General features: G+C 45.6%; 8 protein-coding genes and 1 tRNA gene. 1 reads left to right on the top strand and 8 read right to left on the bottom strand.

Going from position 1 to position 21953, the window contains the following annotated elements; genetic code table 11:
- Nucleotides 1-24: 24 nt before the first annotated feature.
- The 8 genes from HXT23_RS00760 to HXT23_RS00725 form a co-directional block, all read right to left on the bottom strand.
- Nucleotides 25-4302, bottom strand: coding sequence for an ATP-dependent DNA helicase (locus HXT23_RS00760; RefSeq protein ID WP_119529381.1), 4278 nt, complete (start codon nt 4300-4302; stop codon nt 25-27).
- Nucleotides 4292-9214 carry a PD-(D/E)XK nuclease family protein gene (locus HXT23_RS00755; RefSeq protein WP_422112914.1) on the bottom strand — a complete coding sequence of 1641 codons (4923 nt, stop codon included), beginning with the start codon at nt 9212-9214 and terminating at the stop codon, nt 4292-4294. Before HXT23_RS00755 ends, HXT23_RS00760 begins: the two co-directional genes overlap by 11 nt.
- 434 nt (nt 9215-9648) lie before the next feature.
- Entirely contained in the window at nt 9649-10416 is a 768-nt protein-coding gene (locus HXT23_RS00750; RefSeq protein ID WP_102704916.1) for a hypothetical protein, read from the bottom strand.
- Between the two features lie 390 nt (nt 10417-10806).
- Complete coding sequence (locus HXT23_RS00745) at nt 10807-14826, bottom strand: DNA-directed RNA polymerase subunit beta' (RefSeq protein WP_248899346.1); 4020 nt, start codon at nt 14824-14826, stop codon at nt 10807-10809.
- 93 nt (nt 14827-14919) lie between these two features.
- Nucleotides 14920-18486, bottom strand: coding sequence for a DNA-directed RNA polymerase subunit beta (rpoB, locus tag HXT23_RS00740; protein WP_422112913.1), 3567 nt, complete (start codon nt 18484-18486; stop codon nt 14920-14922).
- Between the two features lie 553 nt (nt 18487-19039).
- A complete protein-coding gene (locus HXT23_RS00735) occupies nt 19040-19801 on the bottom strand; it encodes a peptide ABC transporter permease (RefSeq protein ID WP_422112912.1) in 762 nt (253 codons plus the stop codon).
- A 64-nt stretch (nt 19802-19865) separates the two neighbouring features.
- A complete protein-coding gene (locus tag HXT23_RS00730; protein ID WP_082258759.1) occupies nt 19866-20534 on the bottom strand; it encodes a tRNA (cytidine(34)-2'-O)-methyltransferase in 669 nt (222 codons plus the stop codon).
- An 11-nt stretch (nt 20535-20545) separates the two neighbouring features.
- Nucleotides 20546-21493, bottom strand: a complete 948-nt coding sequence (locus HXT23_RS00725) for a DMT family transporter (RefSeq protein ID WP_004129941.1) — start codon at nt 21491-21493, stop codon at nt 20546-20548.
- A 353-nt stretch (nt 21494-21846) separates the two neighbouring features.
- On the opposite strand from HXT23_RS00725, the gene HXT23_RS00720 reads away from it, so the two are divergent.
- Nucleotides 21847-21931, top strand: a tRNA-Ser gene (locus tag HXT23_RS00720).
- Nucleotides 21932-21953 lie beyond the last annotated feature (22 nt).

Here is a 21953-nt window from a genome sequence, read left to right as displayed (position 1 = left end):
TTTAGATTACCAAATACGTTGATTCTAAAAAGACGCCTCGCTCAAAATCTCGTCACGAGTTTTGCACAACGCGTGAATCTCGCGATTTTCCGCACGCGCCTCGCTAACGTAGTAAAGAGTGGCGTCAATGCAGCTTAAATCAACGTTTGTTGCGCGCGCAAGCAGTAGCCTATACCAGTCAAGCTGCTCAAGTTTTAGGCGAATATCTTCCGCGCTTTTTGGCCGCTTACCCGTCTTCCAATCAACGATTGTGTAGAGTTTTGATTCGTCGTCAGCGTCTAATCCCCCTGCAAAAACAGCGTCCAAAGTGCCATTGATGATTCTATTTGCAAATTCCGCATTATCGATTTGCATTAAAATCGGCATTTCTGCGGCAAGCGGCACTCGTTTTGCCCAACGCGATTCTATAAGCCGTTGCTTCCATTCGTCTAGTTGAGCGTCTTGAGATTTGGCCAAATCATTAGCAAAGTCCGCATTCTTGCGATTTTGATTAAACTCGTAAAGCAAATCTTTGCGATCTTGAGGAACAAATTGATCATCTAACAAAGTTCCGCTTTTTACAACTGACTGCCACTTAGCACACTCGCATGCGCTAGAAGGCACTGCAGAGTCTACAAATTGTTGCGCCCAAGCGTGGAACTTGGTTCCAAGATTTGCATCCATTGACGAAACGGAAGGAATTGGTCGAATGCAAGCCAATAGATTGTTGTAAACTCTATCGTTTGCGCGCGCGCTAGCGTTTGCATTTGCATCAGGCGCAACCTTGCTTATTTTTTGCAAAGACGTTACGTTAAGCCTAGATCCGTTGGAAATCTTTTCCACCTTTTTTGCCAAGTCTTCTAGTGAATAATCGCCAGCATTTTGCGCAGTTAAATCGGCATCTTGAACAAACGCTTTTGCGCGCGAATAAAGGGATTTTTGAGAAGATATTAAGGAAGATTTGCCATCAAAATCGCCATCAAAATCTTCACTCTTAACAAGCTTTGCAGATTCTTGAAGCGCATTTTCTACATCTTCACTCAAAGCACAAGGCCATTCAAGCACGCTTTCTTTAGCACGCGAATCGCTTTGAACTTTAATTTTTCCAAAATCTTTAGCAAACTCATGCGCAAAATCGCCTGCAATAAAGCCAAAAACGTCTTCACTGGAAACGTCTTCACTGGAATCATCAGAATTACTAGAATCCACAGAATCCACAGAATCGCCATAATTTTCCGCCTCGCATCTTTTAACCTCAATCACACCATTAAGCGACTTTATAGCTTCCATCGACTCCTTAAGAAACACCGAAGCGGCGCGCTTTCGCCCATTTTCTTCCGAATCTCCCGAATTTGCTGAACCAGTTAAAAGCGCTGCAAACTTTGCGCGCGTAAGAGCAACGTACATAAGGTGGCGCTCGTCCATGTGAAGCTGGATTCCGCGCTCCTCACTTTGCGTAAATGGCATAAAATCAACGCTTTGCTGGGATTTATACGCATTATACACACGGCGAGTTTCTTCGCTCAAAAAATCGCCAGAATCCGAAGAACCAGAATCCGAAGAATCGCAAGAATCCACCTCTTCAACAGCCTGCGCAAAATCACACAAAGCTTTGATTCTATCTGGCTTAATCTCGTCAAAAATCTTTTGCACACTATCTAAACTTTGCATGGATTTTTGTGGATGCATTGCCTCGGCACGCGTTACTGTATGCGGAAAATGCGGCAAAATATTGGCATCCACGCGCAAAGCAGAAGGCACGCTTGCAGCAAACTCAATCGGTATGCGAGCGCTGGCTTGCCCATTATCATCAACTTTTAGCGAATCGCCTTGATTGCTTGGGAAAGCGCCCTCGTTTAGCCCAACTACAGCAACTGCTGGCCATTGCAAACCTTTTGATTGGTGAACTGTCATTAAAACAACTTGCGCGCTATTTTGCTCTGTTCCAGAAGCTTGCAAATCAAGCGTTTTTGCTGAGTCAATCCAATTGATTAGTCCGCGCAAACTAACATCTTGCCACTCGCCCATCTCTTGCACATACGTTTCTACAATCGCGTTTAGCGAATCTAGCACATTGTGCATGTCGTTAAGCATTGTTTGATTGCTAAAATCCTTGTATTTTAAGGCCGCTCCAACAGCGCTATCAATATCTACGTTAAGCGCTTCAACAGCTGATTGCATAACGCTTGTTAGCGAATTTCTTTGCACGCGATCAACTTTATTTAGGATTTTACTAAGTCGGCTTACGGCAGCAAATGCATGCGCGCTCAGCTTTTCTCGCATTTGGCTAACCCAATAATCGCCAGCAGCCGCAGACTTACCAGAATCGCCAGAATCGCCAGAATCGCCACTCGCGTCACTAGCCCCAAAATCCCCAAAATCGCGCATAATCAAATCAGCCAAATACACTCCGCCATAAATATTTATGACTTGCGCCGATATTTCCCCACTATTTGCCTTATTCCTAAGATTTCGAACAGCACAATCCCACTGACTTCTAGGCAATCCCTCCTCAACAAGACCAGCCGCTGCGTACACGTTGTAAAGATATTCCGTATTCGCACTATTTGCGATTGATGCCAATACACCCAAATCCGCGGTAGATAGCGCAAAACGAGGAGTGGCAAGAAGACGCATAAGCGAATTGGAGTCGCTGTGGTCTTGAATCACTCTTAACAAACTCAAAACATCTTTAACAGCAGGCTTTTCAATAATCGAAGAGTAGCCAACTATGCTCGTGCGAATACCAGCATCCTCCAGCTTTTGAGCATATTGTGGCATTTTTGCTTTACTTCTAAAAAGAATCGCAAGTTGCGGTTCGAGCGGATTTTCGCCATATTTTTCAACGATTTTTTTAGCAAATCGCACAACTGCATCAATTTCTTCGCTTTGATTTGGCATAAACAACGCGCAAACAGTTCCATTTGGCGCATCATCTTTTGGCTTTAAAGTTTCCACTTGCACTTCGCGATCGTCAATGCTGCTAAATCTACGACTTGCGTTTTGCGTTGAATTATCGCCATTTTCCGCGCGCATCGGCTCGGTTAGCGCGTTTGCAACTTTTAGTATAAACAGCGAATTTCTGCGCGTAACAGTTAGCGAATACTTGTTTTGCGCGCTTATGTTAAAGTCTTGTTCAAACTTACAAAAAGCTCCAGTCGAAGCACCTCTAAACGAGTAGATTGCTTGGAATGGGTCGCCTACTGCCATAACATGCGTGCGACCCCCCTCTACAGCATCAAAACCGCCATAAAACAGCGTATTTATAAGCATTGCTTGCGTTGTAGAAGTATCTTGATACTCGTCTAAAAGAACTTGCGAATATTGATTCCTGTATTGCGCGCAAATCGAAGGAAAATGCGTAACCAAATAATAAGCTGCAATCGTAAAATCGCTAAATTGCGCCATGTTTACGCGCTTTTTTTCGGCGTCAAATTGCAAAACAAGGTCTAGCAAAATGTCTCGTTTTAGGCAAGCGTTGTATAGATTTATGCAAAATTGCAAGCACGAATCATCCCAATATTTTTCGTAATTTTTGCACGCATTCTTAAATTTTTCCGCAGAAACTTTCGCTACGTCTTGCTCACTCATTCCAGCCGTTTTTTTGACTTTTTTGTATTTTGGAATCGCTGGAGCTTTTGACGCAAGTGGCGATTCTACCTTTTTATCTCCAATAACATTTTTTAAGTGTTTTGCAAACTCATTATTCCACTCGCGTATTTTTTGAACAGCTTGAGGCACGCTTGAGCACGTTTCGCCTATACTATCTACTCCAATCATCGAGCACGATATTTCGGCACAAAGATTAATAACATCAGCACACAAAGTGTCAAAATTATATAGCTTACTTAAATTTTTAGCGTTATTTTGTGGATTATCTAAATATTTTCCGATTATACTTTTTATGATTTCCATCGCGCCAGCGTCGCTTAATGGCATTGTGTTTTGATTAAAGCCAACCAAAAGCCCGTATCTTCTTACGATTGATTGAAAGAACGCGTCGTACGTCATAACTTCTGGCTTTAAGAATGATTTTGCGCCATTTGCGCCATTTGCACCGCTTGCACTAACCTCCGCCGAAACGCGACTTAGCAATTCCGCAGCAGCTTTATTTGTAAAGGTTAAACCCAATATGGACTCTGGCGGAACTTTGCTTTTAATTAAATGTATTACGCGGCGAGTCATAGTGTACGTTTTGCCGCTGCCAGCTCCAGCAACTATTAGCACGTCTTGATTAATCGGCGCTTCTATAACGTTTTTTTGCTCTAAGCTTGGACCACTATTAGGCGTGGATTTTACGGCGCTAACGTTGTTATTGCTCATTTTTACCTTCAATCACTTCGTAAACAGTGTCCACTTTTTCCGCACACGCAGGGCAAACGTCTAAACATCTACAATAATTTTTATGATCCGCTTTTGGCTCTACAGCAAAACTCGTTGACTTAACAGCAGCAGCGGCAAAAAATACGCGAGATATCATCATAAGCGACCATTTTGCGCGCATTGGCAATTTCACAAAATCCGCCCACGCACTTTGACTTACGCCTTGCGCAGGATTTTGCTCATCAATACTTGGAAGATCGTAAAGTCGATTATTATTAGAATATCTGTAACGACTTATGATTTCACTAGCGCTTAGCGAGCCATCTTCGTCAAACAGCGAAGGCTGACAAATATTCTCCGCAACACCATTATCTTGCGCAGGAGAATCCTTATACACAACGTGGAACAGCGCACTTCGCGCGATTTTTGTGTGCTTAAGCTTTAGCAATTGCTCATAGTCTTTGTTGTTTTCGGAGCAAAAAACAATTCCCAGTTGATAACAAATAAGCTGCAAATCATTAAAAACTTGCTGTGTTTTAGGAACTTTTCCTGTTTTATAGTCGATTAGGCGAATTTGTTGCGTGTTGTCGTTTAACTTTCTAAGTTCCATGCGGTCGATTCGCCCCTGGATTCTAACGCGCAAATCGCATGAGCCGCCATTAGGCCATCCGCCTACCAAAAATCCCATTATTGAATAAAGATCTTCCAAGCTTGTTTGCGTTTTAGCAACAAGATTGTACGCGTTTAGAATATCGTCAAAGCCAAAAGTGGCGTTTATTTGGCACTCGCAATAAGCTTCCTCAAGACTACCCAAAGGAACGTCTGCAATAGTCGGTTTAGCTGTTTTTGACTTTTCGGGTGCAGGCAGAATCTTTGTTACAACACCATCTTCGTCTTTTTGCACAAGAATCGGGTAATTTTGCCCGTTTAGCGAGCCTACAAAATATTGAGAAATCGTGTAAAGCGCGCGGCGAACATTCAAATCGTTTTTTATAAAACGGTAGCGATCTTTTACGTTAGAAATACTAGAATCACTCGGGCAAATCGAATAATAATGCTCAATCATCTTATTTGCAACGTCATCAATCGCCTTTTTTTGCAAAGCGCTAAACGAATCAAACGAAAAATCAAAGTCCGCAGATTCCTGCGCACGAGTGCCAACAAACCCACTAACAAAAGCTTGAAGCTGTGGGTAGTTTTTGCGCAAATAATCGTTGTCTAAATGCTCATCTTGACTTGCCCACCTTGCAGTTTCGTGAATAAGCGTACCAAATTGTGCTGCCGTGCTTCCTACGGCAGGGCCAGCAAATTTACTCTCCAAAAGGCAACAAACTGGGCAAGACCAAAGTTTATCTACCATTGAAGGAGATAGAGTTACAAGATTTTTATTAGTGGAGGATTTTTCTTGCGACTTTAGCGGCAATTCTTCTTGCGATTCTTCTTGCGACTTTGCGGTTGCTTGCGATTCTTGTACAGCAGAATCAATCGCAGAACCAATCTCAGAATCGTAATTTTTACGCATAAAATCCCAATTATCTGGATTTGCTGCATCAACTCCGTTGTTTTTTAACAGATTTAACGCATTTAACGCATCTTGAATCGTAGGATTTTGCGCCAAACTATCGCTATTCTTAGAGCCAGACTCCTGTTTAGCAAGCGTGATTCTAGACGCGCAAACAAGACCTCTTGCATCGGCATCAACCGCCGCAAAATCGCCACAAAAATCTGTGTAATCGCAGCTTCCGTCTTGATTTCTCCAATAAATCTCTGGCAAATAGTAGTACAAAAAGTCCGAAGGAACGCAATCATCACTATTAACTGCACTTATGCAAATATGCTTGCGAGCGCGCGTAATTGCCATTAGCAAGCTTCGCTGTTCGCCAGTAAAAATCGCTTGCTTATCGCTTACGCAAATGCCATTAGGATTTTTAGAATACGCGTCAAAAAAGTACGTTATATCGTTAATATAGCTGCTGTCGGATTTATCGCCACTTTCTCCACTTTCTCCACTTTCTCCACTTAAAATCCTGCTATTTAGCACAATATCAACAAGCGTTTCCGAAGCAAACATAGTGCTTCTAGCGGCAGTATTTGGCCAAACTCGCTGCTGAACCGCTGGAATCCACACGTAATCCCAAAGTCTTCCAACCGAACCAGAAGGCGTTGTAAGAGTCACAGCATCTGGAAGAGGAGCCACGCTTGCAAGTGAATCCGCTTCGATTTCCATTTGGCGAACTTGATCAATAAACTCCGCGATTGTTGGAGCAGCAGAGATGCCATTAGGCATCTGCTGGCTTTGCGAGACTGTATACGAGAACGAATCCGCGTACTCAAAAAGCCGCATTGCAGCATCTAGCCTATCGTTCGCAGCGCGACCTTCATCATTGTTGCTAAGCGCTTGAATTTGCCACTTTTTAGCGCAATTGCAAAGATTCCAAGCTTTACTTAAAACGTAGCTAACTTGATTTTCTCCGCTGTTTTTAACTTTTTCAAGGTTATTTTTTAGGTTTTTAGAAAGTCTTAGCACAATATTAAAAACGCGCATTAACGCACGCGTATGAACACTGTTTGGGCGCATTTTTTGCAAAACAGAAAAGATTTCTGTAGATTTTACGCCTTGAGTCCCTTCGTTTTCTGAGGCACCTAAATCGCCAGAATCGCCAGCAACCGAAGAGCAGCCGTCAATAAACGCCTTAAGAATCAAAATGTAGCACGACTCAACACTAAATTGCGTGCTATTTGCGTTTGGTTGCGCGTTAAAAACGCGATTGTCAACCGTAACGCTTGCTCTTTCAATTGTAGATGGCTCGTTTGCACTTAAAATGCGATTGCTAAGCACTTCCCATTGCTCTATAAGCTTACTCAACGGCGAATTTTCGCCGCTTTTGTTTGCGCTTGAAATCACTTCGCTAAGCGAACAGATCGAACGCATAAGAGAATCAACAGCCGCCAAATCCGCACAATTGTAGTCACCAGAATCCACGAGCGGACTTTCCAAAACGGTCTTTATTCTAGAGCGAACAAAATGTGCAATCGAATAAAGCGTGTAATTACCCGAATGCACGCTTTTTGCTAAATCGTCAACGCTTTTTTGACTAAATTGCGCTAACTCAATAATCGCAAAAAGCGCTTTAATAAACGGCTCGTCTCTAAGCGCGCGCGTGACGCTCGAGTAGCGCACAGGAACTCCGTCTTTTCTAAGACGCTCGCCAAACGCGCGAACTGTTGCATTATCGTGCGCAATTAAAGCCATGTTTTTCCAAGGAATCTTATTGTCTAGATGAGCGCGCTTTATTTGCCAAATAACGCAATCCATCTCTTGGCTAGGAGTTCTGTACAAATCGCCAGAAACCGAAGAATTTTCTGTTTTTTGCGAATTTAATTCGATTTTTTCTATAGGAAAAGCACCTTGAATATTGGCCATTTTCCAAGCCCTGCGGGTCATAGGCGTTTGCGTTGGCATAAGCGAAGCAATCGAAAGCGAAACACGTGCAGAAAAAAGATTTAGCGCAATTGAGCGATTAGAATGGTTTAGAAAATCAGGGAGATTATGCGATTCTTGGCACTTTACATCTTGCGATATCTGTTTTGCAAAATCTTCGCCAAATCCTTCGACTTTATAATCGCAAATTTTAGAAACAGCAGCTTGCATAACGCCATTTTGCGCTGATTCAACAACGTAATCTGGGTAAGATCCGCGGAAGGATTGCACGGATTCGTCGGGATTTGCCGTTAAAACAATTCTCACGCCCAAGCGCGCTAGCGACTCAAGAAAAGCCAAACCAGCAAGCGTTACATCGTGAAAATCGTCAACAACCAGCATGTGCGGAAGGAAGAGTTTAAGAGCATAAAACTCAAGTGAAGAATCGCAAGCCGCCGAAGATTTATTAGCACTATTGCAATGTAAATTATTAAAAATATCGTTCAAAATTTGAACGCCACTTGCCAAAAGCCTAGAAGAATCAAGCCTAAACGCGTTTGGATACTTTTTGCGCACGCTTGCAGCATACTCGCTTCTAAGAGCAAAAGCTAAATTCCATTGAGCTCTAATGCGACTAACAATAATAGACGATACAAAATCCGAGTGAACACTAAGATGCGAGTCCAAGCTGTTCAGCATATTTTTTTCCGCAGGATCGCTTACAATGCCCATCTCGTCTAAGCGCGCGAGCATATCTCGAAGTTGGTGGATAAAAGCGCTATTTACCGAGATGTTATAGATGTAATTAGAATCGAGCGAATCACTAAAATCATGCGAATCATGCGAGTCCTCGCTATTTTGCGCGTTTTGTAATTTAGAAATTGTGTAAATCCAAGAATTTTTAGAAGAATCGCTAGAAGAATCTTTAGAAGAAGAATCTTTAGAATAATCGCTAGCAAAATACTCGCTAAAAAGAGCGCAAACTCGGCACTTGCCACTATCGCCTTGCAAAACGTGATTAACGTGTACGCGCACAACTTCACGAAGAAGAGCATCTTGCTCAGCGCCATTAAGCAACTTAGGTGCAGGCATGCCAAAAAGCTTGTTTCGCGCGGAAATCAAACTAAACGCAAGCGCGGAAAGTGTGCCAACTGGGCGCGATTGATGCGAAACACCCAAGTTTTGAATCACATAATCCGACATTCGTGCAGCTGTAGAGCGATTTTGAGCAGCAGCAACAGCTATATCACCACGAATAGCGTTTTTTAGTAAAAGCTGCGCAGCGCGATTATTGAGCGAGCAAGGCGAATCAGATGCCACGCTCCAATCAAAACGCAAACCCAAAAGCAACGCGCTAAGCGCAAAACTTGACTTGCCATCGTTTGGTGCTCCAAAAACAAGCAAAACATTGGTGTTGCGTTCATGCGCGTTTTTAAGAGTGCCATTTAGCAACGACTGAACGTCTGTTAGCGCAGATTCTTCCGTACACATAAACACAATTCTATCAACTGGCGCGAGCTATTCCCGCGTTTACGCTTTGACTGAGCTAACGATCACCTGCCTTGTGCTACTTATGTAGTGCGTTTGTATTAAAAAACACCAAAATCCAGTACAATCGCACTACAAGGCAGGTCATGTCGTTCGCACGTAAAGTCCACTGGACTTTACGTTTGAGCCAAATCACGCTTTGAAGGAGCTTGAAATGCGCTATGCAATTTCAAGCTCAGTCAAAGCGCCCATGCAAGTAGATTCGCGCGCGTGTCGTGTCGCTTGATTCCGCACTTTGTACCAAATTTGACCCAAAAATGGTACAAAACGCGGAAGGTCGCTCGCGCGGATTAACCGCGCTCACGTCTTCGCCGCGCAGAAGCAATGCTTCTGCCTTGAGCGGCTCAGCGCTCCGAATTGCCTTCTCGCGCTACGCTCTAAGCTCGAAGGCAGGTCGTCGCGCGATCGTTTTTAATCGCAAGAAATGCTATTCCAATGCCAATAAAAATCAGCGTAAAAATGGCAAGCAAATAAACAACACCAACTCCAAGAGTTGTGGAATTAAACGTGTTTAGCGCAAAACCAAACCACCCTGCAGGCGCTTTGTAGTTCAAAAAATTGTACGGCGCTGCCATAGCATGCTCTCCCCAACGCACGCCAGCAAACTCGCTTAGAGCAACAGCGTACGCAACGTAAGTGAGCGGCGGAATCGTAGCAAAATAAACGTGCGCACGGCTGGACTTGTATTTGTAGTCAAAAAGAATAAAGTCAAAAATCGCAAGCAACGGCGTTATAAAATGCACGCATAAGCTTGAGCACCCATTGTTCATGTACGCGCCAACAAATCCGAGCTTATTTGTAGGAGCCAAAAAGCACAGATACAGCGTAAACGTGACGGCAATCGAAATCGTCATCATAAATTTAAAAACGTACCATGCGTTTGGCTTTGAATCTACCCAGCCGCCAGTGCGCTCAGCCTGCACACCCTGCTCATCGCTTTTAGACTTAAGCGCACTTCGCGCGTCTAGAATCAGCGAGCCAAGCAGCGCCGCGCAAATCATCAAGTTAGAAAGATTCGTAAAATACGTTAGCGCCATTGAATCCCAAGACATTGCCATTCCGTAAATGGATGAAACTATTGCAATAACTCGAATTATGGTTCTTGTAACGTAATCTTTGCGCGTTAGGACTAGTGTTTCGCTCATTTTAAGCTCGCTTTCAAATAAGTTTTAATTCTTATTTATGTTCTTCGATTATTTATGTTCTTCGATTTTTCACATAAACACATTTCGTTTTACATAAATAAGATTTACTATACTTGACTCCGATCTATAAATAGCAAAACGTGCAAAATTCAATGGCGATTTTTGTAGATAATGCCAAACAATCTGCCGCAACGCCACGACCTACCTTTTCGCTTAAAGCGTAGCGCGCGATTTTCCGCATTTTGTTGCTCGACACGCCAATTAGAGCAACATTTTCGGCAAAAAATGTAAAAAACAAAAAGCCGCTGCAAGATGCGTAAAACAACTTGCAACGGCTAGTCGAAGCAGATTTGCTTGATTAAGCAATCACACAATTAAGCAATCACATGATTACTCAATGTCATCATCGTAATCACTCTGACCACCTTGATCGTCAAGATAATCATCTGGATTAAAATCATCACCGAGCTTCATGTCTCCAAAATCAATGTTGGAGAAGTCAACATCTGCCATGTCGCTTTCACCAAAGTTTGATGGAGTGCTATTTTCAGCAGTCACAGCAAGATTTGGATACATAGCGTCACGAACTTCTGGATCCGCAGACACATCCGCATTACGGTAGCGCGCCAAACCAGTACCAGCTGGAATGAGCTTACCAATAATCACGTTCTCCTTTAGACCCTTAAGATCATCTTCCTTCTGGCTCAAAGCAGCCTCAGTAAGCACGCGTGTAGTCTCCTGGAAGGATGCGGCAGAAAGCCAAGAATCCGTAGCCAAAGAAGCCTTGGTAATACCCATAAGCTCTGGTCGACCAGCAGCAGGCTTACCGCCATTCTTAACGGCAGCAAGATTTGCCTCGCGGAACTTTGCCTGATCCACAAGCTCACCTGGAAGAAGCTCAGTGTCTCCAGAATCAATCACCGTAATACGGCGAAGCATCTGGTGAACAATAACCTCAATGTGCTTATCGTGAATATCAACGCCCTGAGAACGGTAAACGTTGTGAACTTCTTCCACAATATTCACCTGAGCTGCGCGCGGGCCAAGGATTCGCAAAATCTTCTTAGGATCCACAGAACCCTCAATAAGCTGCGTGCCAACCTCAACGTGGTCGCCATCCTTAACAAGCATTGGAGCACGGCGAGTTACTGGGTAAACGATTGGCTCAACGGTTGTATCGTCTGGAGTCAAAGTGACCTGACGGCCGTGATCCGTATCTTCTACCTTCACAACGCCTGGGAACTCTGCGATTGGAGCCTCGCCCTTAGGAGTACGAGCCTCAAAAAGCTCGGTAACACGAGGAAGACCCTGCGTAATATCGCTTGCAGAAGCAACGCCACCAGAGTGGAAGGAACGAAGCGTAAGCTGCGTACCAGGCTCACCAATGGACTGTGCTGCAACAATACCAACAGCCTCGCCAACATCCACGAGTCGGCTTGTAGCCAAAGACCAGCCGTAGCACTTTGCGCAAACGCCACGCTTAGATTCGCAAGTAAGCACAGAGCGAGCCTTAACCTCTTCAACGCCGTGAGCAACCAAGCTGCGCAAAACGTCCATAGAAAGCGCGTCTCCACACTTTGCCAAAACTGTTGTACTGTCTGCTGGATCGAGCACGTCTGCAGCGAGCAAGCGCGAGTATGGGCCACCATCAGCAGCCTTAACAAGCGTCAAATTGCCATTTTCGTCGCGGTCTGCAATCTTCATAACAAGACCACGCTTTGTGCCGCAATCTTCTTCGCGAACAATAACTTCCTGAGAAACGTCCACAAGACGACGAGTCAAATAACCAGATTCTGCTGTACGAAGTGCGGTATCTGCCAAGCCCTTACGAGCACCGTGCTGCGAGATGAAGTACTCCAACACGGAAAGGCCATCGCGGTAGTTTGACTTAACAGGACGAGGAATAATCTCGCCCTTAGGATTTGCCACCAAGCCTCGCATACCAGCAATCTGACGAATCTGCATCCAGTTACCACGTGCGCCAGACTGAACCATAATGTTCACGTTGTTGTCGTCGTGGAAGTTCTCGCGCATTGCGTCTGCAACCTTATCGGTGCACTCTGTCCACAAGTTAATCAACTCTTGACGACGCTCTTCGTCTGTAAGAAGACCCATATCGTACTGGGAGTTGATCTTTGCAGCCTGATCCTCGTAATCTTGCGCAATTTGCTCGCGATTTGGAGGAAGCACAATGTCGGAGAATGCCATTGTAACGCCCGACCAAGGTGCGCGCGTAAAGCCAAGATCCTTCAAAGCATCGAGGCTTGCGGCAACCTGAGCGGTGGAATAGCGCGTAGCAATGTCGTCAACAATCTTAGAAAGAACACCCTTTGGAACCTGCTGGTTTACAAACGGATAATCCTCTGGAAGAGTGCTATTAAACAGCACGCGACCGCAAGACGTTGCAAACAGAACAGTTCCATCCTTAAAGCGCTCTTCACGCACAACATCTGGGCTGCCTGGCTCTGGGTCTACAACCTTAAGCTCAGAAGGCTGCCAATCCTTTGGCAAAACAAAGTCTGCAGGAACGCGAATTAACACCTTAGCTTGCATGTCAATCTCGTGCTTGTCGAGCGCCATTTGCGCCTCTGCAAGCGAAGAGAAGATTCGGCCTTGACCCTTTGCACCGTCGATTACGGTAGACAAGTAGTACAAGCCCAAAATCATATCCTGAGATGGCATTGTAACAGTGTGACCATCTGCTGGCTTTAAGATGTTGTCGGATGCCATCATCAAGCTGCGAGCTTCTGCTTGAGCTTCGGCGGAAAGTGGCAAATGCACTGCCATCTGGTCACCATCGAAGTCGGCGTTGAATGCTGCACACGCAAGTGGCGGCAAGTGGATTGCCTTACCTTCAACCAAGATTGGCTCAAATGCTTGAATACCCAAGCGGTGAAGCGTAGGTGCGCGGTTAAGAAGAACAGGATGCTCGGAAATAACTTCCTCGAGCACGCCCCAAACCTCGGAATCTCCGCGATCCACAAGGCGCTTTGCGCTCTTCATATTCTGAGCAAAGCCCTGATCTACCAAACGCTTAATAACAAATGGCTTAAACAGCTCCAACGCCATTGGCTTAGGCAAACCGCATTGATGCATGCGAAGGCTTGGACCAACAACGATTACGGAACGACCAGAGTAATCAACTCGCTTACCGAGCAAGTTCTGGCGGAATCGACCCTGCTTACCTTTAAGCATATCGGAAAGCGACTTTAATGGTCTGTTAGATGCACCAGTTACTGGGCGGCCACGACGACCGTTGTCGAAGAGTGAATCAACAGCTTCCTGAAGCATGCGCTTTTCGTTATTAAGCATGATTTCAGGCGCGCCAAGCTCAATCAACCTCTTCAAACGGTTGTTACGGTTGATTACACGACGGTACAAATCGTTCAAATCAGATGTTGCAAAGCGGCCACCATCAAGCTGAACCATTGGTCGCAAGTCTGGTGGAATTACTGGAATAACGTCCAAAACCATTGCTTCTGGCTTGTTTCCAGTAGTCAAGAACGCGTTCACAACCTTAAGTCGCTTCAAAGCGCGCGCCTTGCGCTGACCAGTACCATTGTCGATTTCTTCGCGAAGTTCTACAGCAGCAGACTTAAGATCGAAGTCTTGCAAGCGCTTCTTGATTGCTTCCGCGCCCATGCATCCTTCAAAGTAATCGCCATAGCGGTCTTCCATCTCTCGCCAAAGATCAACATCGCCTTCCATATCTCCTGCACGCAAGCCCTTAAAGCGATCGAAAACTGCGTTCAAACGCTGAATTTGCTCGTCGTAGCGAGTACGGATAGCAGACATTTCGCGCTCAGCTCCAGCACGCAACTTAGACTTTGCGCTACCTTTTGCCTCGCCCGATTCTTCTAGCTCGTGAAGATCTTCTTCTGCTTTCTTTGCACGCGCATCAATCTCGTTGTCGCGGCGCTTGCGAAGATTGCCAATCTCAGTATCAAACTCGTCTTGCAAGTCTGGAAGATCCTGGTGACGCTGCTCTTCGTCCACCTTAGTAACCATGTAGGCTGCAAAGTAGATGACCTTTTCCAAGTCTTTTGGAGCAATGTCGAGCAAATATCCCAAGCGGCTTGGCACACCCTTGAAGAACCAAATGTGTGTTACAGGAGCCGCAAGCTCAATATGACCCATGCGTTCACGGCGAACGCGGCTGCGTGTAACTTCCACGCCGCATCGCTCGCACACGATTCCCTTAAAGCGTACGCGCTTATACTTGCCGCACGCACACTCCCAATCGCGAGTAGGACCAAAAATCTGCTCACCGAACAGACCATCCTTCTCTGGCTTAAGGGTACGGTAATTAATGGTTTCTGGCTTCTTAACTTCGCCGTGGCTCCAGCTACGGATGTCTTCGGCAGTGGCCAGTCCAATCCTCAGTTTGTCAAATGCGTTGACGTCCAGCACTATTATCGTCCTGTCTCATGAAATTGTTTTTCTAAGTTTCTTAAAGTGATTAGTGATTAGTGATTAGTGATTAAAACACTTGTAACACTTGTATCACTGGTATTCAGGTTCTTGAATAACTTGGTCTTCTTTGGCAGACGAATCTGGTCGTGCACCAATATTAAAGCCCAAATTTTCAGAAGACGACACCGGATCATCATCTTCATCCTTCATGTCGATTGCCACTCCTTCGGAGTTAAGCACCTCAACATTCAAGGAGAGCGACTGCATTTCCTTGAGCAACACCTTAAAGGACTCAGGAATACCAGCAGGTGGAAGATTATCGCCCTTAACAATAGCGCCATACACGCGCACGCGACCGTCAACGTCATCAGACTTTGTGGTCATCATTTCGTGCAATGTGTACGCAGCGCCATAAGCCTCAAGCGCCCACACTTCCATCTCACCAAAGCGCTGGCCGCCGAACTGAGCCTTACCACCCAACGGCTGCTGGGTAATCATAGAGTAAGGACCAGTGGAACGAGCGTGAATCTTATCATCAACCAAGTGATGCAGCTTCAAGATGTACATGTAACCAACAGAAATTGGCTTAGGGAATGGTTCACCAGTGCGGCCGTCAAACAGTGTTGCCTTACCGTCGGAGCCAACAAGCTTATTGCCGTCGCGGTCTGCAAGCGTAGTGCTCAAAAGACCCTTCAAGGTCTCTGGGCGCACGCCGTCGAACACTGGAGTTGCAACAGGAGTGCATGGATTGCCGTGCTCGGCGCCTTCTGGCACGTACTTCTTCCAAGCGGCCTCAAGGTCTGGATCCAAGTTAATATCCCAGCCTGCGTGAGCAATCCAACCCAAGTGAAGCTCGAGCACCTGGCCCAAGTTCATTCGAGAAGGCACGCCCAGCGGGTTAAGCATAATGTCTACTGGAGTACCATCCTCCAAGAATGGCATATCTTCTTCTGGCAGAATGCGGGAAATAACACCCTTGTTGCCGTGACGACCAGAAAGCTTATCGCCCTGCGTAATCTTACGATGCTGAGCAATGTACACGCGAATCATCTGGTTTACGCCATTTGGAAGCTCATCGCCATCGTCTTCAGCGTCTTCACGAGTGATTTCCTTAACAGCAATCACAGTACCAGTTTCGCCGTGTGGCACGCGCAAAGAAGTGTCTCGAACTTCGCGGCTCTTTTCGCCAAAGATTGCGCGAAGCAAGCGCTCTTCTGGAGTAAGCTCGGTCTCGCCCTTAGGTGTTACCTTACCAACCAAAATGTCGCCAGCTTCTACCTCGGCACCAATGCGAATAATACCGCGCTCGTCGAGGTTTGCAATAGCGTCTTCGCCAACGTTTGGAAGATCGCGAGTAATCTCTTCGGCACCAAGCTTGGTTTCGCGAGCATCAATCTCGTACTCTTCAATGTGAATCGAAGAAAGCGTATCGTCTTGTACGAGTCGCTGAGAAATAATCACAGCGTCCTCGTAGTTGTAGCCGTTCCAAGGCATAAACGCAACGAGCAAATTCTTGCCGAGTGCAAGCTCACCCTTGTCGGTTGCAGGGCCATCAGCCAAAACAGTTCCTGCTTCCACGCGCTCACCATCTTTAATAAGCGGCACCTGGTTGTAGCAAGTAGTCTGGTTGGAACGCTGGAACTTAGAAAGCTTGTAGCTAGATTGAGTTCCATCATCGTTCATAACGCGAATAATATCCGCAGAAACGTAGGTTACAACGCCTGGCTTTTCGGAAAGAATCACGTCTCCAGAATCAACTGCAGCACGCCATTCAGAACCCGTACCAACAAGTGGACGCTCCGACTTAATAAGAGGCACGGCCTGGCGCTGCATGTTGGTACCCATCAAAGCACGGTGACCTTCATCGTGCTCCAAGAATGGAATCAAGCTTGCGCCGAGGGAAACCATCTGACGTGGGGAAACATCCATGTAGTCAACAGTGCTTACAGGCACATCGACTGCTTCTTCTTCGTCCACGCGAGCAAGTGCCTGCGTGCCAACAAAGTTGCCATTTTCGTCGAGTTCCTGGTTTGCCTGAGCAATAACGTGCTCGGCTTCGCGATCTGCAGTCATATATTCGACTTCGTTAGTCACATGACCGTTAACAACCTTACGATAAGGCGTTTCAATAAAGCCGAATGGGTTAATGCGACCAAAGGTTGCAAGCGAACCGATAAGACCGATGTTTGGACCTTCTGGGGATTCGATTGGGCACATACGACCAAAGTGGGATGGGTGCACGTCTCGAACTTCCATAGATGCGCGGTCTCTAGAAAGACCACCAGGACCAAGAGCCGAAAGACGACGCTTGTTTGTAACGCCTGCCAAAGGATTGTTTTGATCCATAAACTGGCTAAGCTGGGAAGTTCCGAAGAACTCCTTAATCGTAGCGTTAACTGGTCGAATATTAATCAATGACTGTGGTGTAATCGCCTCAGCGTCTTGCGTTGTCATGCGTTCGCGCACAACGCGCTCCATACGGCTTAAGCCAGTACGAATCTGATTCTGTACAAGCTCGCCAACCTGGCGGATTCGGCGGTTTCCAAAGTGATCAATATCGTCTACGTCTACACGCAACTGCACATCTTCGCCATCGCGCTTGCCTGGGAAGGTCTTTTCGCCAGCATGCAAAGTAACCAAATACTTGATTGTGGCAATAATGTCTTCGCGATTCAAGCTGCGATCGTTGTAATCCGCTTCCAAACCAAGCTTGCGATTAATCTTGTAGCGACCAACGCGCGCCAAATCGTAGCGCTTTGTGTTGAAGTAGAAGGATTCGAGCAAATTGCGACCCGCGTCGGCAGTTGCAGTATCTGCTGGACGAATCTTTCTGTACAAGTCTGTAAGAGCATCGTCTTGAGTATCGATTGGCTCTTTTTCTAGAGCGTCGAGAACAAGAGGATATCCCTGGAACGCTTCGGCAATTTCTGGCTTAGTCATGCCGATTGCCATTAAGAATACGATTGCAGACTGCTTGCGCTTGCGATCTACGCGCACGCCAAGAACATCGCGCTTATCAATCTCGAACTCAAGCCACGCTCCGCGACTTGGAATGATTTTTGCACCAAAAACGTCTTTATCGGAAGTGCGATCTTGCGTGCGATCGAAGTACACGCCTGGGGAACGCACAAGCTGAGACACAATTACGCGCTCAGTGCCGCCAATAATGAATGTTCCGTGTGGGGTTTGTAATGGGAAATCACCCATAAAAACAGTCTGGCTCTTAATCTCGCCAGTTTCGCCGTTTTCAAACTCTGCATTTACGTACAAAGGAGCGGAATATGTGTAATCCTTCTCTTTGCACTCAAGCACAGTGTGACGTGGCTCTTCAAAATATGGATCCGAGAATGTGAGGCTCATTGTCTCAGCAAAATTCTCGATTGGAGAAATCTCTTGGAACACTTCTTCTAGACCAGAGACGTGTGGCACAGTGTGAGTGCCATTTGCCTCATCTTCTTCGACGCGCTTCTTCCAACGCTCGGAGCCGATCAGCCAGTCAAAGCTGTCGGTTTGCACACCGAGGAGGTATGGCACATCGATTGGCTCACAAATGGAGCCGAAATTCACACGATCCGACGCTTTGTGCAACTTAATGCTGTGCTCGTCGGCACGCGCGATGACTTTGGTGGTGTTCGTCGTAGCTTGTTCAGCAGCCAATGGACGTTCCTTTATCGCTAGCTAGTTTTATTAATCCTTGGGAGCTTTAGAAAATCGCAGCAAACGCGCTTAAAATCAACGATTTTGGGTTTGCGGGCGCCTTCTTCGGTTCCTTGAGTATGCCCGCTATATGACACACCGTGTACAAAGAAACGATTTTACCCCTTCGCTTCGACTTTTTGCGCCATTGATGTAGGGTACTAATCTACACATATAGCATTTGTTGTTGCGCGAGGTTTGAGTATTTCTCTCCTCGCAAGTCCCGTCGCTACGCTCCTCTTTTATTGCTCGTATAGAAATACATCAAACCTTCTGAATGCCTAGAACTTTTGCGTAGTTTTCATCGCCGAGATTCTCGATTTTTCTTGCTGCTTCAGCGAATCACCATTTCATGCTGAGGTTCGCTTCATCCGCTGCGAAAAATCTCGAATCTCTACCTAGTTTGGTGAAATCTGCGTAATCATGTAGTGCGTTTGTACCTGATTTTGGTGTTTTTTGATACAAACGCACTGCAAAAAATGCACAAAATATTGAACAAAAGTCAACACAAACACTAGCTAACAGAAATAACAACGGGATTGCTTTGCAACCCTGCTACATCTTTATGCTCGATTTGCGCAATGTACGTTCCGCGCGAAACTTTAGGCAAATCGGAGTCATTCGCGCAATTTTCTCCACTTGGCGTGCCAATCGTAGCGTTTGTATTCCAAGTAAACTTTTTATCGTACGAATCACCTTTTGCCATAAGTAGCGGCTTGAGTGGAATTATGCACATATCTGATTGCCATTGCGGAACAACTGCTTGCGGTTTTTCTTTTGTTTTAGTTTTAGACGATTTATTTTGTTTATTTGACTTATCGACTTTTGCGCCAGAAGAATCGCCAGCCGCTTGCGATGAACCGCCTGCGCTTTGGCCTATATTCAACACCATTCTTCCGCTCGAAGCGTCAATCCTGCACGAATCGTCGCCTTCGTAAACAATGTGAGCATTAAACTCTAAAGTTCCGCCCATAGGAACCGCCTGAGATGCAGCAGATAGCTCAATTCTAACGTCTTTTGCACTGCATTTTTTTATGACTCCAACAGGCCTTGGATCTGGTACAAGCTGTTTAGATAGAGTAACGTCTGAATGTTTGTTTATAGCGGTTCCGATTGCGCTAATGCCCTTAAAAATGCTGACTATGCAAAAAATGCAGAATGCTAAAACAGCCAGCAGCCCCACGCAAACTACGATTCGGCGGCGAATGTACATGCGGCGTCGCGCAGCACTAATCTTCCGCTTCGGTTTACGTTTTAACACAGGCATATTAACCATTGTAATGCATGAGTAGTTTTAAGACTATTTTTGGCTATTTATGACGATTTCTAGCTATTTATGACTATTTTCCGCCCTCAAATCCAAGCTGACGCCACGCCTCATAAATGGCGATTGATGCGCAATTCGTAAGATTTAAGCTTCTAAGCGAAGGTCGCATTGGCAAGCGAACCTGTTCCGCAACATGCGGGCCTGCCATAATATCCATTGGGTCTGGAATATCTCCTGGCTCTGGCCCAAAAAGCAAAATATCATTCGGCTTATATTCAATATCTGTGTAAAGTTTTGTGGCGTTTGCAGTAAACGCAATTATGCGAGAATTTGGCATTGACTCAACAAGGTTTTCAAAATTCGGATGCATAACAACGTGTGCCATATCGTGATAATCAAGGCCTGCGCGACGAAGCTTTGTGTCTTGAAGATTAAATCCAAGCGGCTCTACAAGATGCAAAATCGTACCAGTTACCGCGCAAAGGCGAATCGCAGAGCCTGTATTCCCTGGGATTCTAGGCGAATAGAAGCACAAGTGCGGAGTTTGAGTTTGCGCAGTGCTTGCATCTTGCGCGCTTAGCATGGCATCCATAACGCTGATTGGATTTCCGTGCGCGTCTGTTACAAGCTCGTCTGGGCCGTAGTTTGACTTTCGGTAGCCGTACTCATACATCTGCTCTACGCGATTGACTGGGTTTTGTGCATCTGGATTTTGTAAATCCGTGTTTTGTGCATCTTGCATATTCGTAATAATCACCTCAATAAAATCATCATAATAAAAATAAGCGCAAATCCTGCAAAATCAGCCCACGAGAACACAGCTCCCGTAAACACAACAGCCGTGATTGCAGCCATAACAGGCTCACTCGCGCCTAAAAGCGTTCCGCGCACAGATCCAACTCGCATAATGCCAGCCAAAAACATCCAATATGCGCCAAAAGTTCCGCCAACAATCGTAAAAGTAAACAGCAAATACGCGCTCAAATCTAAAGGAGGCATTGTTTGCCATGGCTTCACAAATGGCAGCATAATAAGACCTGCAATTATAAACGTGATTCCGTTTACAGTAAGATTTCCCCATTTTGCAATCAATTTAACTGGCATAATCGCAAGCGCCGCCGTACTCGCAGCATCTGCTAATCCCCACAAAAGTCCCATCAACGGCAGCGAAAGCGAGCTAAAATTGCCGCCCGTTGCCATAAGCGCAGTTCCTGCAAACGCAAGCAAAACACCAATGTTTTCGCGCAAAGTCGGAGTTCTTTTTGACCGCAAACACACGTAAACAAGCACAAAAAGAAGATTGAGGCTTTGCAAAACGGTAGCTGTTCCAGAGTTAGTCCAGTCGATTGTAAAAAGATACGCAACTTGCGTTAAAAGCACGCACACAATACCTGTTACGACTAGCATTGGCCATGATTTTTTTGTGCTTAATGCGCCAACGAGTTGCTTGCGATTAACAATTGAGGCAACGATTACAAAAAGCACGCCTGCAGCAAGCTGACGAACGCACGCGATTTGCAGCGGACTTACAAGGTATTTAGACATTAGAATCTTAGAAACAGTAGCGTTTGTGCCCCAAAGCGCGCCGCCAAGAATTGTTAAGATTATGCCAATCATCATTGTGCGCGGACTATGATCAACTGCAGGATTTGTCTTTTTAGGCTTTATTTTTTGGATATTCTTTACAAAACCAACATCCATGCTAAACACCTTCTAAACTTAAACCCTGTATTTGATAATAATCCTGTAGTTTTGCACATCTGTAGTAAGTCGCAAATCACAAATCGCAAATCGCTTACTACATATGAAAAATCTACACTATCACATAATCAACAACACGCACATAATCAACAACGCTCAATTGCAAGGAGTGTATGTGCAATAAATCTATTGAGGTGATTTGAGAATCGCAAAAACGTTAGAAATGTCGTTAGCGAGCTACGCTCTAAGCGAAAAGGTAGGTCGTCGCGCAACGCGCGATTTTGCATTATCCGCACACTATGTTATCTTATTTAAGTTGTCTTTTGTTGTGTGTTTAGCGCAATGATTGATGTGGAGAATTCGCCTAGTGGTCTATGGCGCACGCTTGGAAAGCGTGTTGGTGTAACAGCCTCACGAGTTCGAATCTCGTATTCTCCGCGAGTAGGGGTTCTAGCCAATA

It is taken from the genome of Gardnerella sp. DNF00257, assembly GCF_049262745.1.
GTDB classification, from domain to species: domain Bacteria; phylum Actinomycetota; class Actinomycetes; order Actinomycetales; family Bifidobacteriaceae; genus Bifidobacterium; species Bifidobacterium piotii.
This window is presented reverse-complemented; position numbering and strand designations above follow the sequence as displayed.

Bases quoted from the DNA above. Each gene is read 5' to 3' on its own strand.
- HXT23_RS00760 (WP_119529381.1), bottom strand. From the start codon at position 4,302: ATGAGCAATAACAACGTTAGCGCCGTAAAATCCACGCCTAATAGTGGT.
- HXT23_RS00755 (WP_422112914.1), bottom strand. From the start codon at position 9,214: ATGTGTACGGAAGAATCTGCGCTAACAGACGTTCAGTCGTTGCTAAAT.
- HXT23_RS00750 (WP_102704916.1), bottom strand. From the start codon at position 10,416: ATGAGCGAAACACTAGTCCTAACGCGCAAAGATTACGTTACAAGAACC.
- HXT23_RS00735 (WP_422112912.1), bottom strand. From the start codon at position 19,801: ATGGTTAATATGCCTGTGTTAAAACGTAAACCGAAGCGGAAGATTAGT.
- HXT23_RS00730 (WP_082258759.1), bottom strand. From the start codon at position 20,534: ATGCAAGATGCACAAAACACGGATTTACAAAATCCAGATGCACAAAAC.
- HXT23_RS00725 (WP_004129941.1), bottom strand. From the start codon at position 21,493: ATGGATGTTGGTTTTGTAAAGAATATCCAAAAAATAAAGCCTAAAAAG.